At 63.6% G+C, this 15,728-nt stretch carries 13 protein-coding genes; 10 read left to right on the forward strand and 3 right to left on the reverse strand.

All coding sequences use genetic code 11. The annotated features are described in order from the left end of the window. Positions 1-92 precede the first annotated feature (92 nt). From HDC95_RS01735 to HDC95_RS01745, 3 genes are all read left to right on the forward strand, one after another. Positions 93-1,235, forward strand: a complete 1,143-nt coding sequence (locus tag HDC95_RS01735; RefSeq protein WP_396652616.1) for a 5-(carboxyamino)imidazole ribonucleotide synthase — start codon at positions 93-95, stop codon at positions 1,233-1,235. Positions 1,236-1,356: 121 nt separating this feature from the next. Continuing rightward, entirely contained in the window at positions 1,357-1,824 is a 468-nt protein-coding gene (gene purE, locus HDC95_RS01740; protein ID WP_259062189.1) for a 5-(carboxyamino)imidazole ribonucleotide mutase, read from the forward strand. Then, positions 1,821-3,272, forward strand: a complete 1,452-nt coding sequence (locus tag HDC95_RS01745) for an LCP family protein (protein WP_259061458.1) — start codon at positions 1,821-1,823, stop codon at positions 3,270-3,272. Before purE ends, HDC95_RS01745 begins: the two co-directional genes overlap by 4 nt. Positions 3,273-3,305: 33 nt before the next feature. Here the strand turns inward: HDC95_RS01745 and HDC95_RS01750 are convergent, their stop codons facing one another. Continuing rightward, positions 3,306-5,063, reverse strand: a complete 1,758-nt coding sequence (locus HDC95_RS01750; protein WP_259061459.1) for a DUF4012 domain-containing protein — start codon at positions 5,061-5,063, stop codon at positions 3,306-3,308. 66 nt (positions 5,064-5,129) lie between these two features. Here HDC95_RS01750 and HDC95_RS01755 point away from each other — a divergent pair, with 66 nt between their 5' ends. Further along, the gene (locus HDC95_RS01755; RefSeq protein ID WP_259061460.1) at positions 5,130-6,203 is read left to right on the forward strand and encodes a glycosyltransferase; all 1,074 of its coding nucleotides are present in this window, start codon (positions 5,130-5,132) and stop codon (positions 6,201-6,203) included. A gap of 1 nt (position 6,204) precedes the next feature. On the opposite strand, the gene HDC95_RS01760 is transcribed toward HDC95_RS01755, so the two are convergent. Together HDC95_RS01760 and HDC95_RS01765 are read right to left on the reverse strand one after the other, a co-directional pair. Then, positions 6,205-6,948, reverse strand: coding sequence for an ABC transporter ATP-binding protein (locus tag HDC95_RS01760; protein WP_259061461.1), 744 nt, complete (start codon positions 6,946-6,948; stop codon positions 6,205-6,207). Next, complete coding sequence (locus tag HDC95_RS01765; RefSeq protein WP_259061462.1) at positions 6,932-7,819, reverse strand: ABC transporter permease; 888 nt, start codon at positions 7,817-7,819, stop codon at positions 6,932-6,934. The genes HDC95_RS01760 and HDC95_RS01765 overlap by 17 nt, the downstream gene beginning before the upstream one ends. 180 nt (positions 7,820-7,999) lie before the next feature. Here HDC95_RS01765 and HDC95_RS01770 point away from each other — a divergent pair, with 180 nt between their 5' ends. Genes HDC95_RS01770 through HDC95_RS01795 form a run of 6 tightly spaced genes read left to right on the forward strand, consistent with a single transcriptional unit; the run spans position 8,000 to position 15,714 of the window. Next, positions 8,000-9,682, forward strand: coding sequence for a glycosyltransferase (locus HDC95_RS01770; RefSeq protein WP_259061463.1), 1,683 nt, complete (start codon positions 8,000-8,002; stop codon positions 9,680-9,682). Continuing rightward, entirely contained in the window at positions 9,676-10,575 is a 900-nt protein-coding gene (locus tag HDC95_RS01775; RefSeq protein WP_259061464.1) for a glycosyltransferase family 2 protein, read from the forward strand. Before HDC95_RS01770 ends, HDC95_RS01775 begins: the two co-directional genes overlap by 7 nt. A 15-nt stretch (positions 10,576-10,590) precedes the next feature. Further along, entirely contained in the window at positions 10,591-12,558 is a 1,968-nt protein-coding gene (locus HDC95_RS01780) for a DUF6541 family protein (RefSeq protein ID WP_259061465.1), read from the forward strand. Next, positions 12,555-13,445, forward strand: a complete 891-nt coding sequence (locus HDC95_RS01785) for a glycosyltransferase family 2 protein (protein ID WP_259061466.1) — start codon at positions 12,555-12,557, stop codon at positions 13,443-13,445. The genes HDC95_RS01780 and HDC95_RS01785 overlap by 4 nt, the downstream gene beginning before the upstream one ends. Positions 13,446-13,498: 53 nt before the next feature. After that, positions 13,499-14,635 (forward strand): NAD(P)-dependent oxidoreductase, encoded by a 1,137-nt coding sequence (locus HDC95_RS01790; protein WP_259061467.1) that lies wholly within the window; start codon positions 13,499-13,501, stop codon positions 14,633-14,635. Beyond that, a complete protein-coding gene (locus HDC95_RS01795; protein WP_259061468.1) occupies positions 14,632-15,714 on the forward strand; it encodes an acyltransferase in 1,083 nt (360 codons plus the stop codon). Before HDC95_RS01790 ends, HDC95_RS01795 begins: the two co-directional genes overlap by 4 nt. The last annotated feature ends 14 nt before the right edge of the window (positions 15,715-15,728 follow it).

Genomic DNA, 15,728 nt, shown 5'->3' on the forward strand with positions numbered 1-15,728 from the left:
GTGCGCGCTTTCGCGGGTAGTCGAGCGAGCTGCAGGCGAGTCGAAACGTCGTACGTCATGCGCGAGAATGGACGAAACGAACGGAGATCTCAATGGCGTTGCATGTGGGCGTGATCGGCGGCGGACAGCTGGCCCGGATGATGATCGCTCCGGCGGTCGAGCTGGGACTCGATCTTCGAGTGCTCGCAGAGGGTGAGGGCATGTCAGCGCAGCTGGCGGCCACGGCGGTAGGGGACTACCGCGACCTCGACACAGTGCGCGCGTTCGCGAAGGACGTCGACGTCGTGACGTTCGATCACGAGCATGTCCCGCAGGAGGTGCTCAGGGCGCTCGTCGCCGAAGGCATCGCCGTGCATCCAGGCCCTGACGCGCTGCAGTTCGCGCAGGACAAGCTCGTGATGCGTTCGCGTCTCGCCGAACTCGGCGTGCCGCAGCCGGATTGGGCAGCCGTGCGGAACGTCGACGAGCTGCAGGCATTCCTCGACGACCACGGGGGCAAAGCCGTCGTGAAGACTCCGCGTGGCGGTTACGACGGCAAGGGTGTGCGCGTCGTGCGCGACGCAGCCGATGCATCGGACTGGTTCGATAACCTCGCGGCCGAGTCCGCATCCGGTGCAGGTGACGCGCTGCTCGTCGAAGAACTGGTGTCGTTCGTCCGGGAGCTCGCCCAGCAGGTCGCACGCCGCCCCAGCGGGCAGATGGTGTCGTATCCGGTCGTGGAGACCGTGCAGCGCGACGGGGTCTGCGCCGAGGTGTTCGCGCCCGCGCCGGGCGCGAGTGAAAGGCTGGCGCGCGTCGCAGAGGGGATCGGACGGCAGATCGCAGAGGGGCTCGGCGTGACCGGGATGCTGGCGGTCGAGCTGTTCGAGACCGACGACGAGCGCATCCTCGTCAACGAGCTCGCGATGCGCCCGCACAACAGCGGCCACTGGAGCCAGGACGGCGCCGTCACCGGTCAGTTCGAGCAGCACCTGCGCGCCGTAACCGATCTCCCGCTCGGCGATGCGTCGCCGCGTGCGGCGTGGGCGGCGATGGTGAACATTCTCGGCGGTCCGGCCGAAGGCACATTCGAAGACCGCTTCGATGCGGCGATGACGGAGCAGCCTGCGGCGAAGATCCACACCTACGGCAAAGCTGCGCGCCCTGGTCGCAAGGTCGGTCACGTGAACGTTGCAGGATACGACCTCGACGACGTGGTCTACATCGCACGCGCCGCGGCCGCACACTTCGACTGAGTTTCCGTGATTGCGGGTGGGGAAGCGCGCGCCGTTCAGCAGAACACCGGGGAGCAGAAAGTAGCCTGGTGTGGTGACTGAGCCACTGCAATCTTCGGCCGCGCCCGTCGTCGGCGTCGTGATGGGATCCGACTCCGACTGGCGCGTGATGAGCGACGCCTCTCAGGCGCTCACTGAGTTCGGCATCCCCCACGAGGTCGAGGTCGTCTCGGCACACCGCACACCGGACAAGATGATGCAGTACGCGCGTGACGCGCGAACCAGAGGCATCCGCGTCATCATCGCGGGGGCCGGAGGAGCGGCTCACCTGCCAGGGATGCTCGCGTCGATGACTCCTCTCCCCGTGATCGGGGTGCCGGTGCCGCTCGCGTATCTCGACGGCATGGACTCGCTGCTCTCGATCGTGCAGATGCCGGCCGGGATCCCCGTCGCCACCGTGTCGATCGGTGGTGCTCGCAACGCCGGCATCCTCGCGACTCGCATTCTCGGCGCATCGGATGCAGCGATCGCGGACCGACTCGAGGACTATGCCAGGACGCTCGAGGGTCAGGTCGCCGAGAAGAACGAACGGCTGAAGGACTCCCTGTGACGATCGCCGCTCCGAGCACGGTGCAGCGGAGCGGACGCCAGGTGATCGAGACGCGTCCGCTGCGCAATCCGGATGCGGCCGACCCCGCCTTCATGGGCCGCCGCGGGTGGTGGCTCGTTGTGATGAACGTGCTCGTTCCCGGCTCCGCGCAGGTTCTCGCCGGCGGCAACCGCCGGCTCGGCCGCATCGGCCTGGCGGCGACGTTGCTGAGCTGGTTCCTCGCACTGCTCGCCGTCGTCTCCGCGCTGTTCTGGCGTTCGGCGCTCATATCCGTGGCCACGAACTGGTTCGTGCTGACTCTGCTCCAGGTGCTGTTCGTGGCGTACGCACTGCTGTGGATCGTGCTGACCTTCGATACTCTGCGCCTCGTGCGCCTGGTCAAGGTGCCACCGATCTCGCGCCTGGCGATCCCGGTCGTGGCGCTGATCCTCGTGGGGTTGCTCGGCGGGGGAGCAGGCTATGCGGCCAGCGTCGCCGGCTCCAGCAAGGGAGCGATCGATGACATCTTCGGCCAGAGCGGGCCGAGCGTGGAACCCAGCAACGGTTACTACAACATCCTTCTGCTCGGTGCGGACAGCGGTGACGGGCGCGATTCCATGCGATTCGACAGCATCTCGGTGGTGTCGGTCAACGCGACCACCGGAGCGACAACGATCTTCGGAATTCCGCGTGAGCTGCCGAACGCGCCGTTCAGCGAGGGCAGTCCCATGCAGGCGCTGTATCCGGATGGCTTCGAAGGGCACTCGTCGACGACCTGCGGCTGGAACGGGTGGGTGAATCACATCCGCCACGCGGCCGAGGTCTGTCGCGATGACGGGGGCGCCGAGCTGTATCCGGATGCCGCAGCGCACGGCTCCGCACCGGGCATCGAGGCGACGAAGGATGCTGCGGAGGGGATTCTCGGTATCGAGATCCCGTACTACATCTTCATCGATATGCACGGGTTCGCGGCGATGATCGACGCGCTCGGCGGCGTGGACATCAATGTCACGGAGCGTCTGCCCAAGGGCGGCCCGCCAGAGGGCTGGAGCGGCACCGACGTCAATGAATGGGCGATCGGCTGGATCGAGCCCGGACAGCAGCACATGGACGGAGACACGGCGCAGTGGTACGCCCGCTCGCGGTACACGACCAGCGACTGGGACCGCATGCAGCGCCAGCGCGAGCTGCAGATCGCGCTCCTCGACCAGTTCACGCCGAACACCGTTCTGACGCGGTTCAACGAGATCGCGGCGGCCGGTACGGTGCTGGTCGACACCGACCTGCCCAGGGACAAGCTGTCGGAGTTCTTCGATCTGATGCTGAAGGCGAAGGAGCTGCCTGTCACGCCGATCGAGCTCGTGCCTGCGAACGGCGTCGACGAGTTCGAACCCGACTACGCCTTCATCCGCGATCTGACGCAGCAGACGCTGCATCCGCCGACGGAGACGCCCACACCGACGCCGTGACGACCTCCGGACTCGGGGTGACGGCTGTGGCCGCTATGGGCAGTTGAGGTCGACCCTGGTCGTCTCCGGCGTGTCGATCATGGGTGTGTGGTGCACCCTCGTGAGGCGATCTCCGGCACCAGACCCGGTGAAGGAGACGGTGATCGTGGTCGACTCGCCGGGCGCCAGCAGCACGTCGTGCTGAACGACGTCACGCGTGCCGAGCTTGGTGGTCTGCAAACCGTCGTCTTCGCTGTCGCGATCGAGCCTGAGGGTGGCGCCCTCGGGACCGTAGACCGCGATGAGCGTGCGCACGTCGCCCGGATCCACCCCGAACAGACCACCGCCGGTCACTGACTCCGGCAATGCCTCAGCCGCGTCCATGGGGGCATCGTTGGTCCAGGTGACCCGTACCTGCGTGGTCGGCTCTCCTTGGCACACGCCCACGGCGGTGCTGATGGAGGCCGCGGTGTAGACGTCCATCTTGCCGCCGGTCGCGTCGTTGAAGAGCACGCCGATGTACGGGCCGCGCTCACCGTCGACAGGGAGTGTGCCGCCGAGGCTCGACGCGGCGAGGAGATCCTGCTCGTCCGGGTGCGCGCTCCAGATGCGGATGCGGTTCTCCTCGGCCGCAGCGGCAAGTGCTCCGATCAGATTCTGAGGCTCAGTCGCGCCGAGCGCTGCGGAGAGGACGGCGTTCGACGCCTGGCGGAAAGCGTCATCCTGCTGATCAGCGCCGGGGATGCTCGTGTAGATCTCGGAGAAAAGGATCGAGAGGATGCTGTCGGCATCAGCCGTGAACGCGCCGAACGACACATCCCCGGTGACATCGATCAGATGCTGGGCGACGACGGCGTCGATCGCGATCACACCATCGACGCTCTGCCCGGATCGCTGCTGCCAGCGCATAGCCAGAATCGCGCCGACTTCGGCGAAATCGGGGATGCTGGTGACGTCCTGCAGGACACGGCCGGGACGGTCTTCGAACAGTGCGACCGTGGAGTAGCTCAGCGGCAGCGGCGTCTCGAGCGCCGGGAAGTCTCGGGTGGACGCCCACTGCGAGATGGTGATCGCGCCTCTTTCCACGTGCAGCAGTGCAAGCGGGTCGACGACGCCTCCGTTCGAGCGCAGCTCTGCATTGTTCTGCATCACGAGGACGTAGTCGCGCGGGCCTTCACCCCCGAACATGGTCGGCAGCAGCACGGAAGCGCCGTGGTAGGCACCGACGAGAGTCGCGGCTTCCGTGACGACGTCGCGCATCTCGCGCACAGCATCCGCCAGCGGGGTGAGCATGGCGTCGGTGTCGATCTGCTGCGCGCGCGTCTCCGCGGCACTGAGGGTCGCTTCGGCGGCGGCGAGCGGCGCCTGGGTATCGGCGAGAGGCGCGAGGTTGACTGCCGACCCGGCGAACCCGAATGTCGCCAGGTCGATCTCGCTCGAGATCTCGAGGACGGGAGCGACGGCATCCGACACGGTGCTGTCCGCGATCTCGGCGATCTCGCGCATCGCGGTGAAGTCGGAGCCGAGCCACGGGATGAACTCGAACCCGCGCCAGAACGGGTCGGAGGTGAGATCATGGGCGGTCGCCGCATGCTGCGCGATGCGAGGCGCGACGAGGGCAGCTCGCTCGAGTTCGCCGTGCGCGATCGAGGTGCGCATCTGCGAGGTGGCTCGTGCGATGCTCTGCAGTTCACTCACGGCGCTGACACCGCGGATGAGCACCCAGCTGGTCGCGAGCAGGAGAAAGACCGCGACCGCGCCGATGAGCCATCGGATCCACCGACGTTGCACGGGAAGTCGACCGTCGCTCACCCTTGCATTCAAGCATGGACCGGCGTCACTCACAGGTTTTCTCTCAGCCGCGGTTATTCTTTGGATATGGGTGCCCAGTTGCGTGTCGTTCTCGACCAGATCACGCAGGTCATCGATCCGGATCAGGCAGCGGCCTCACTGGATCTGGCCAGAGGGCTGATCGCCACGACGCCGTCGGGGTGCACGGTCGAGGCGATCGTTCCTGCCGGGGGAGCGGCCGATCTGCCTGGACTCGCCGGAACCCGCGTGCTTCCGCTTGCGCGACGCGAGCTCGCCGGGTCGTGGCAGCTGGGAATCGTTCCCGGAGTGGGCGGCGGACTCATCCATGCGCCGACGCTGATGGCGCCGCTGGTGAAGCATGATCGTCTGCATGACGATGACCAGGTCGCCGTCACCGTGTGGGATCTGCGCGCGTGGGAAGTACCCGAGCTGCTGTCGAAGAGCGCAGTCGGCTGGCAGCGCGGGATGCTGCGTCGCGCAGCCAGACATGCGGATGTCGTGGTCGTTCCCGCTCACGCGATGGCAGAGCGGATCACGTCGTTCGCCAAGCTGGGGGACAGGGTGCGCGTGATCGCAGGCGCGGCGCCGGAAAGGTTCGCGGTGCCGTCCGACGCTGCGGAACGACGGACCGCGCTGTCGCTGCCAGAGCGCTATGTGGTGCTCACCGGCTCGGCGGAGAGTCTCGAGCACGGTTTCCGAGCTGCCGCCGCCGCTGATGTCGATGCTGTCGTGATAGACGCCGCCGACGGCGCTGAGCCGCGGCTCGCAGAGATCGCGTCCGCTGTCGGGCTGCCCGAGCGACGCGCGCACATTCGCGGGAGGCTCTCGTCTGAGGATCGTGCGGCTCTGCTGGACGGCGCAGCTGCCCTCGTCGTCACGAGCAGCCTGTCGGCGTGGCCGTGGCGGGCGATGGAGGCGATGTCGCTGAGCGTGCCGCTCATCGCCGTCGACAGCGGTGTGCATCGGGACGTCATCGCCGAGGGGGGTGCGCTGGTCTCATCGGCGGAGCTTCCCGATGCGCTGACGGATGCCGTCGGTGCCGGTGCTGCGCGACTGCGGGTGCTCGCGGGGGACCGGGCGCGGGCGTTCTCGTGGGCGAGTTCGGCCGAGAGAGTGTGGGCGTTGCACTCCGAACTGTGAGTTACGCGCGCATGAGTTCGACGGCTGTATGGCTGTCACCATCGAATTGCAACTTGCCGTGTCGAAGCAGAACACCTCGATCACACAGGTTCGACACCATGTTCAGGTCATGGCTGACCACCACGAGAGTCTTTCCCTGCTCATGCAGTTGACGTACGCGAGCGATGCACTTCTTCTGAAAAGGTTCGTCGCCTACAGAGAGGATCTCATCGATGAGCAGTATGTCCATTTCGGTGTGGATCGCAACGGAGAACGCGAGGCGAAGGAACATGCCGGAGGAGTAGTGCTTGACCTCCGTGTCGATGAACTGTTCGATCTCGCTGAATGCGACGATTTCCTCATAGCGTGACTCGGTCTCCTTCTTGCTCATGCCGAGAATCGCAGCGTTGAGAAAGATGTTCTCGCGTCCGGACAGGTCCGGATGGAATCCTGCCCCGACCTCGATAAGGCCGGCGACTCGTCCTCGGGTCCGCACACGGCCGCGGTCCGGAGTGAGCACGCCCGAGATGAGCTTCAGCATCGTTGACTTGCCAGAGCCGTTCATGCCGAGCAATGCTATGGACTCGCCTTCTTCGACTGCGAAGGAAACACCATCGAGCGCGTGGAAGTCGGTCGTGAGCGGCTTGCGTCGAAGCGCTGCAAGCGCCGTCTCCTTGATGGAGTGAGTATGCCGCAACTTGAAGTTCTTGTGCACATCGTCGATGACGATCCGTGGCGCTCGTGAGCCATCAGAGATCCTGGGCAAAACGACCCTCCAGTCGGCGGAAAACGAGCTGGCCGATGACCAGCGCAAGAGCGGACGTGACCAACGCGATCGCTGCAAACAGCCACATGTCTGGGATGATCGTCGCGTCCTTGGGGTCGAGCGGCAGCCAGATCCCATAGTGAAAGAGCTCGACGGCTGCCGTTATCGGATTGAGCCGATACAGCACGAATAGCCAGTCAGGCACTGCCTCCGCGACCTGGGTCCAGACGTACATCACGGGTGATGCCCATACGGCGACCATGACGATGATCTCGACAAAGCTCTGCGCGTCGCGGAAGGTCACGTTGACTGCGCCGAAGAGCAGCCCGAGGCCGCTGGCGAGCACGGCGACGATGACCAGGGCGAGGACGATCGCAGCGATCGAGAGCAGGTTCGGTGCCCAACCGAAAAAGAGGGAGATCGCGATCACGACGATGATCTGCGGAACGGCATTGACTGCGGCGATGAGCATGCTTCCGACGGGGAACATCTCGCGTGGAAGATAGATCTTCTTGATGAGAGCGGCGTTGTCGACCAGCGAACGCGTGCCGTTGGAGAAGGCCTCATTGAAGAACGTCACGACGGTGATGCCAGAGAGCAGATAGAGCGGGAAGTAATCGACACGCCCGTTCATGCCTAGGAACACACCGATTGCGACGAAGAATACGACGAACTGCACTAACGGCTTGACGTACGACCACAGCCATCCGAAGATCGAGCCGCGATAGCGGATCTGCACTTCTTTGCGAACAATGAGCGCGAGCAGGTATCGCTGGCGAAAGACCTCCAGAAGACCATTGTTAGCGCCGGGAACCGCTAGTCCCAGGTCATCGTCTGTGCGAGATTTGTGCACAGCATCGCCACCCTTCATCCACGCTCGGTCAGTTCGAGCGCCTCAGCAATCATACGAGGTCGACGCTGGGGCATCGATGAGACGTGGCGGTTGGCCGTAGAGCCATGGACAACTCGGATCCCAGCTTTTCCTGAAGGTCCGCTGGTAGGCTCCCCTAGGTTTACGCGCGTCCATCTCGTCTGAAAGCACAATGCATCGGTGACACTCCACGAAGTACTTGATCAACCTGCGCTGTTCCGATTCGTGAACCCGCGCACTGCGCATGATCTTTCGCCTCGCGAGCGCAAGCTGCTGGTCGGCGCACTCAACTTTCACGCCCTCATGGCACCGGGGCGCACTTTGACCGTTCATCTGTACGACAGCGATGAGGAGTCAACGCCGCACACCACAGACGACGCCACATTCGACGGACTCTCGCGCGACTTCCGCCGCCGCATCGCGTCATTTCGGCTGGAGAGCCTTGTCTCACCAGAGGCGCGCCCGTCGGCGGCGGCGGAGGCCACGGCAGAGGCGCTCGTGGGGAGCGACACCCGTCACCTGATCATCACGCCCGACAAAGTCCTGTCCCAGGATCCTTACCGCCCACCGAGATCAGACCTCATCGGGCGCGTCGCGCGTCGGGTGAAGTCTGCGGCGCCGCTCATCTACGACGATTTGCGCGATCTCGTACTTCTGCGTCATCGGCGTCGTATATCCACAGCGGCACCGCGGCGCCGGTACGAGGAAGAGTTCCAGGCGGGGGGACTGCACGAAGACTCGACGATCGTTCCAGCGATGCCGGCCGAGAAGGGTGCGCCTAGAGCCGTGATCCTCGGCCTTCATTGGTTCGAGCTCGGAGGCGCGGAACTCTGGGCCTTCGAGTCGGTGCGTCTCGTTCGCGAGGCCGGATTCCTCCCGATCGTGCTCACGAACAAGGATTCACAGCATCCGTGGATTGCCCGGCCGGAACTCGAGGGTGCGCTTGTTATTCCGTTCTCCGAACCGACGGTGGAGTCGCAGACACCGGGGACCGAGCAAGTTCTCCGAGGAATCCTGCGCACCTTCGATGTGCGGGGAGTGGTCGTCCATCACAATCAGTGGTTGTACGATCGTCTGCATTGGGTCGCGCGTTCGCGCCCGAGCATCCCCATCATCGACAGCACGCACATCGTGGAGCATCGCGGCGGGGGATATCCGCTGAGTAGCGTGCGGGTCTCGGATGCGGTCAGCATTCATCACGTCATCTCGCCGAGTCTTGCTGAGTGGATGACCGAAATTCAGAAGATCCCGGCCGACCGTGTCGTAATGGCCCCGCTCGGAGGCCTCACGGTATCTGTCAAAGAAGCACGCTTCCGCTCTCGCGGTCATGAGCCATTCACCGTCGTCTTCATCGGCAGGCTTGTACGGCAGAAAGCGCCTGAGGTGTTCGTCGCCATGGCGCAGAAGCTCAAGCGGTCGGGTCGACCGATACGCTTCATCCTGCACGGCGACGGCGACCTCAACACGTGGTTCGACGATGTCATCGAGTCGGCAGGGCTCACCGCGGAGATCATACGTCGCACCTCGAAGACCCCTGTCGCCGAGACCCTTGATGAGGCACATTTGCTCGTCATCTCGTCGCACAACGAGGGACTTACGCTGACGACGCTCGAAGCGATCGCTCACGGGGTTCCCGTCATTTCAACGGATGTCGGAGCCCAGAGTGACATAGTGCCGCGCGAGGCTCTCGTGCCGCGATACGCCCACGCAGCCGCACGCGGACTCGCCGACATCGTCGAGCGATACGCAGACGATGAAGCTGCGAGAGAGCGTCTGTGGCGGGTCGAGCGAAAGGCCGAGAAGAAGTTGCTGGCGAACCCATCTGCGAGTGCATGGTTCGAGAAAGAGGTGGGCTCGTGGTGAGCGTTGCGGCGATCGTCGTCACATTCAACCGGCTGGAAAAGCTGAAGACAGTTATCGCGTCGATCGAGGCGCAGAGCCACCCTGTCGAGACTCTCTTCGTCATCGACAACGCGTCCACCGACGGCACTGCGGACTATCTCGCAGCGTTGACCTCGACGGTTCCGCTGAAAGTAGTCACGATGACGGAGAACTCCGGCGGGGCAGGTGGGTTCTCTGAGGGGATGCTGCGTGGTTATGCGTCCGGCGCGGACCACGTCTGGATCATGGATGACGACTGCTATCCGAAGACGGACGCTCTTGCCACGTTGATCTCCGGCTTCGAAGGCGCGGTCGAGGAACTCGGCGCGGATGTGCCGTTCGCATGCTCGGTCGTCGAGTTCACCGACGGGAGTATCTGCGAGATGAACAACCCCGTCCCTACCTGGGACTGGGCGCGATTGCTGGTCAAGGGACAGAATAACGTCATGGTCACGGCCTGTTCGTTCGTGTCCGTTCTGATTCCCCGTTGGGCCATCGCAGAGTACGGGCTTCCCTATGCGGAGTACTTCATCTGGTTCGACGACCGTGAATATACTCTGCGGCTGACGGAGCGTTGCCCTGGGGTTCAGGTGATGGACAGTCGCGTCGTGCACGACATGGGTGACAACCGTGGAGTCAACTTCGCGATGGTGGATCGTAAGAGCCTGTGGAAATTCTCGTACGGCGTGCGCAACGAGGCCTCTTGGCAATTGCACCACCGCGGCTTCCTGAACTTCTTGGAATTCGGAGCGCGCCTGTTCGTCAGCCTTCATCGTGGACGAGTGCCACTTGACCTCCGCGCGAGATTGCTAGCGAAGTGGTTGCGGGGAATTACCTTCAACCCGCTCGTTGCGCATGTCGACGCCGATGCCTGACTCGGTGAGTCCTCGATGATGGAGCTTCTCGGCGACTGGTTCGCGTTCCTTCCCACACTGCTGCTCACCGTGACGTTGCTCGGGTTGCCCGGTCTGGCGCTCGGACTCGCGTTGCGGTTGCGAGGCTGGTGGCTGGCGGCTGCCGCTGCACCTCTTTCGGTCTCTTTGATCACAGTTGCCTCGATCGTCGGGGGCTGGCTGTCCGTGCCGTGGACTGTGTTGCCCGTTCTAGGGCTCACACTCGTCGCCGTCGTTGCGGCAGTGGCGTGGCAGCGATGGGTAGGCGTGCGCGCACCTCGAACCCGGCGGGGCCCCGTGGGCCCCTCGCGTCGGTGGGCTGCGGCGATCGGCGTCACGCTGCCTGGGTTGGTGATCGGGTTCATCCTCGCGCGCGGGATGGGGGAACCGACACGGATTGCCCAACGCTACGACAATTTCTTTCACCTGAACGCGATTCAGTACGTGCTCGACACGGGGAACGCTTCACCGTTCTGGGTCGGATCGATGACGGCACCGGGCAATCTGCTCTTCTATCCGTCCGGGTGGCACGCAGTCGGTTCGCTCATCGCGCAGCTCGCGGGCACCGGTGTGCCGGCAGCCAGCAATGCACTGGTGCTCGTCGTCGCAGCGCTCGTGTGGCCGCTGAGCCTCATCGTCCTGGCCCGTACATTGTTCGGTGCCAGTGCGGTCATCACGGTAGTAGCGGGAGTGCTTTCGGCTGCTACTCCGGCGTTCCCGTATCTCCCGCTGCACTACGGAACTCTGTACCCGCTCTTCCTCGGGCTTGCACTTGTTCCGGTCGGTATCGCGGCGATGATCAGGGCATCGCGACCGCATCGCTGCCCACGGCGACATGATCTCGTGCTCCTGCTGGTGCTGCTCGTCCCAGGGATCTCGGTAGCGCATCCAGGTGCATTGCTCGGGATGCTGGCACTCAGCGTTCCTGCTGTCGTCATGTTGGGGTGGTGGCTGTGGCGCGCCTTTCCCGCACGTCGCACGCGAATCAGTGTCGTCGCAGGCGCCGCGTTCCTGCTCGCACTTGGTGTCTTGACACTCAGGTTCCTGCGACCGCCGGCCACAGAGATCTATTGGCCGGTCTCGGGAAGTCTTGCAAATGCGATCGGCGAGGTCGTATCGGCCGCAGTTTTCAACTATCCGGTCGCTGCAATGCTCGCGGTTCTCGGTCTGATCGGCGTGGTCGCCGCCATACGACACCCGAGCTACGGTCGGAGTGTCGCGCTCGGTATGGGAATCGTAGGCGCGGCGCTGTACATCGTGGTCGCTGGGTCTCCGGTTGAGATACTGCGGACTTGGCTGTCCGGTCCCTGGTACAACAACCCGCCACGGCTGGCCAGTATTTGGGCGATTGCAGCCTTGCCATTGGCAGCGAGCGGCGCTACTGTTCTCGCGCGATGGATACGTCGTCGCTCGAAGACGATGCGGTTCGGCATGTCGAGATTCCAGGGCGCGCCGGCACTCGGCGCACTCGGCGTAGTCCTCCTGCTGCTGACTCAGGGTGCTGCAGTTCGTCAGGCGGCGGCCGATATCGAGTACGTATACGGGCCGAATGGAGAAGTGGATGGTCCCATCCTCTCGGTCGGGGAGTACGACCTGCTCTTGGAACTGGATGAGCATACTCCGAAGGATGCTGTCATCGCGGGCGATCCTTGGACAGGAACCTCCTTCGCCTATGCGCTGAGCGGACGACGAGTGTTGATGCCGCACCTCCTCATGGACGAGACCTCCGCTGCTGAGAGGATCAACACCGGCTTCGCGACCGACGCTGACGATCCGTCTCTCTGTGAGGCGCTGGAGGAGACCGGCGTCACTTACATCCTCGACTTCGCCGGCGGGCCGTTCATGGACAATCAGGGCGGATTTGAAGGCGTCGAGAAGCTATCGAGGTCGCCGTACGTGCGGCTCGTGGCAGAGGAGGCCGGGGCGCGACTGTACGAAGTGATTGCTTGTGGATTGGTGAGATGACACACGAAATATTCGTCCCGTTCTGGGGGGATCCGGAACTGCTCTACGAGACAGTCGCCTCGGTCCTTGCACAATCCGATCCGGAATGGCGGATGATCGTCATCGACGACTGCTATCCGGATGAAAACGTTCCGGCTTACTTCGCCGCTCTGGACGACCCGCGAGTGACTTATGTGCGGAACGAGGTGAACCTCGGTATCACCGAGAACTATCGGGAGGCCATCCGCCGGGCGTCGAGCCCGTACATCACGATCCTCGGGTGCGACGACCTCATGCATCCCGAGTATCTGCGTGTGATCAAGCGCGCGATGGTGCGCATCCCCGACGCCGACGTCATCCAGCCCGGTGTCGTGGTGATCGACGAGCACGGCGTCGAGGGCCTTCCACTCGTCGACCACGTCAAACAGCGATTGCTCGCCCCGAAGCCGGTGGACGGCATCGCTGTCCTGCGCGGATCTGAAATGGCGACGAGCCTCATCCGCGGCGACTGGCTGTACTGGCCTTCGCTGACGTTCCGCACCGAGACGCTGAAGCGCATCGACTTCCGCGACGGTCTGCCGATCATCCAGGACCTCGCGCTGCTCATGGACGTCGCGTTCGACGATGGGTCGCTCGTGTTCGTCCCCGATGTCGTCTTCTCGTACCGGCGCCACGGATCGAGCGCATCGCAGAAGACGCTGCTGGATGGCCGACGCTTCGCTGACGAGCGCACGTACTACCGACAGGCCGTCGCACTTGCGAAGGCCAAGGGCTGGTCGCGGACGGCGCGGACCGCGCGGATGCGCACGATGTCGCGACTGCACGCTGTGACGGAACTGCCGGGTGTCCTCAGGCACGGAAATCGCGCTGGACTACAATCGACTCTGGCGCACATCTTCGCTCTCTGAGCGGCGCGCCCGGCGCGAACGTCGCGTCGAGCTGGAGTTCTGGAGGCGTTCGCATGGTCGAACACGTGCTGATCACAGGGGGTGCGGGCTTCATCGGCTCGCGACTCGCTGCTCGTTTCGCTGCGGACGGACACATTGTCACCGTTCTCGATTCGCTCATTCCCCAAGTTCACGGTCACGATCCGGCCAATACTTCCCCCCTGCTTCGCTCGCTCGAAGGCGTCGCGACGGTTATCGAGGGCAGCGTCACCTCAACCGACGATCTTCGTCGCGCACTCGAGGGCGCCACGATCGTGATCCATCTCGCGGCGGAGACCGGTACGGGCCAGTCCATGTACGAGATCGACCGGTATGTCGAGGCCAATGTGGGCGGTACCGCCAAGCTGCTCGACCTGCTGGCGAACGATGACAATGACGTGCGCCGCGTTGTGATCGCCTCGTCGAGGTCGATCTATGGGGAAGGCGCGTACCGTACTGAAGATGCGCGTACCGTGTATCCGGCGCATCGCGCAAACGCCGATATGGCTGCGGGCGATTTCGAGGTCCATGTGCCTGGCGAGCAGGAACTGACTCTCATCCCGACCGACGAGACCGCAAAGCTTCACCCATCAAGCGTGTATGGGATCACGAAGCAGATGCAGGAGTCACTCGTGATGACGGTGCTGCCGACATTGGGCAGAGAAGCCGTTTCCGTGCGGTATCAGAATGTTTACGGGCCCGGCCAGTCTTTGAAGAATCCGTACACCGGAATTCTTTCGATCTTCTCGACCCTGATTCGTCAGGGCAAGGAGATCAACGTGTTCGAGGATGGACTCGAGAGCCGTGACTTCGTCTACATAGATGATGTTGTCGAAGCCACATTCCTGGCCTCGATTCTGCCGGCGGCAGCGGGAGGGATATTCAATGTGGGCTCAGGGGTCGCGACGACGGTGCTCGATGTCGTGGCGGCCTTGCAGGACGCCTACGGCATCGAGGTTCCGGTAAGGGTCTCCGGCCAGTACAGGCTCGGCGATATTCGACATAACGTCGCCGACACGACCAAACTCCGTGAGGTACTGGGGTTCGTGCCTGCGATGCGTTTCACAGATGGGGTCAAGCGGTTCGCCGAATGGGTGCTGACCGAGCCGATCGAAGGCGATGAATACGAGAAGTCTCTGCGTGAGATGGCGGAGCGGAAGCTGCTTAAGTGAGGCTCGCCGCCGCGATCCAAGGTGAGCCATTCCCGTACCGCGAGAACAGCCTCAATCTGTTCAGACTCGTCCTGGCCGGGATAGTGCTGTTGGCCCATTCGTTCTACACGACCGGGAACGGGGAGGGCCCGCATGTGCGGGGCGAGAACCTTGGTGGATGGGCAGTCGCTGGATTCTTTGTGATCAGTGGATTCCTGATCACACGCTCACGCTTGCGCACTCAGGCGGGTGACTACCTTCTGCATCGGGTAGTGCGTATTTTCCCCGCATTCCTGGTTTGCCTGATCGTCACTGCCTTCGTCTTCGGACCCATCGCGGCGCTGCTCGAGCACGGGACTCTCTCTGGGTATGCGACGAGCGCGGTCACGCCTCTTCAGTTCGTGTGGAGCAATATCACGCTCTATATGAATGAGTACACGATCGGCTCGACTCTGTCCGATGTGCCATATCCCGGAGTGTGGAACGGGTCGTTGTGGACGCTGTTCTACGAGTTCCTCTGCTACATCGTCGTCTGGGTATTGGGCAGCTTGGCGTGGTTCCGACGAAACGAGATCCTCGCATTGATTGCATTCGTGATCGTGACCGTCGCGCACGCGTTGAGCTCAGTCGTCGTCGCTGCGGGGCTGGACGGGAGCTTTCTCCTGTTCCTGAAGCTCGCACCGTTCTTCCTCGGGGGAGCGGTAGCCTACTACTTCATCGAGCGTCACGGGATCAAAACGGTTCTGGGCATTTCGTCTTTGATTGTCGCGCTGCTCATGATCCTGGTGCTGCCAGGGTGGGGTGGACAGGTGTCATCGCCCTTCCTCGCATACGGACTGCTCTGGTTATCCAGCGTGGTCCGCCAGCCGAGTTGGATTGCCACTAACGATGTGAGTTACGGGTTCTATATCTACGCATGGCCGGTTCAGCAGCTTTTGGCCCTCGTCGGCGTCGGAGTCGGCGCTGGCGTCCTCGGGCTGATCGTCTACGACCTCGTGGCGATCCTCATCACGTTTTCCCTCGCGTGGGTGAGCTGGGTCGTCATCGAGCGACCTGCCATGGCGCGGATCCGTCGGCATCGTCCGGCGTTAGTCCGCTGAACAGCAGAAAACGG

This window comes from Microbacterium sp. AK031 (assembly GCF_024807145.1).
Taxonomy (GTDB): Bacteria; Actinomycetota; Actinomycetes; order Actinomycetales; family Microbacteriaceae; genus Microbacterium.